Source organism: Planomonospora alba (assembly GCF_039534085.1).
In the GTDB taxonomy this organism is placed as follows: domain Bacteria; phylum Actinomycetota; class Actinomycetes; order Streptosporangiales; family Streptosporangiaceae; genus Planomonospora_B; species Planomonospora_B alba.
Genome location: NZ_BAAAUT010000173.1, coordinates 1 through 656, shown reverse-complemented (window position 1 = coordinate 656; position 656 = coordinate 1). Strand labels below are relative to the sequence as shown.

The 656-nt window shown below is 69.2% G+C and carries 1 pseudogene; it reads left to right on the top strand.

Going from position 1 to position 656, the window contains the following annotated elements:
• Window positions 1-312: 312 nt before the first annotated feature.
• Window positions 313-656: pseudogene (locus tag ABD823_RS34480) on the top strand (PKD domain-containing protein); the annotation flags it as partial.

The following is a 656-nucleotide window of genomic DNA, read 5'->3' as shown; positions in this document are numbered from 1 at the left end:
GGCGAGCCTGCGGGCCACGATGTGGAGCCTGGTGCTCGCACCCGCGGGGTGAGGCCCCGCGCGGTCCCGGCCGGTCGCCGACCGGCCGGGACCGGTGGCGTCCGGACCGTTCCGTCCGGAACGGCAGGTCTGGCCGTTCTGTGATGAAGACGTACGCCGTTCCGTGATGAGCGGCATGTGAACCTGCATTACTCCTGTGGCGTCTGATGCGTGCTGTGCCATCGCCGATGGCCCGGGGGCTTTCTTCTTCAACCCTTGAAAGGGGTCACCATGGGGGGACGCAAACGTGTCTCCGTCCTGGGGGGAGCGCTGATGACGGCGCTCGCCCTGTTGTGGAGCGGTCCAGCATCCGCCGTGCAGCACGCGCAGGACCGCGTCGTCTCCGACAATCCGGTCAACTGGACGCCTCACGTCCTGGACGGCCAGGTCAACGCCATCGTGCAGATCGGCGGCAAGATCTACGTCGGAGGCGAGTTCACCCAGGTCCAGGAGGACGACTCCACGACCGTGCTCAACCGCAGGAGCCTGTTCGCCTTCGACGCCGCCACGGGCGCCGTCGATCCGGCCTTCACCCCGGCCGTCGAGGGCGAGGTCAAGGCGCTGCTGCCCGCCCCCGACGGCCGGTCGATCTACGTCGGCGGCGCCTTCGGCCAGGT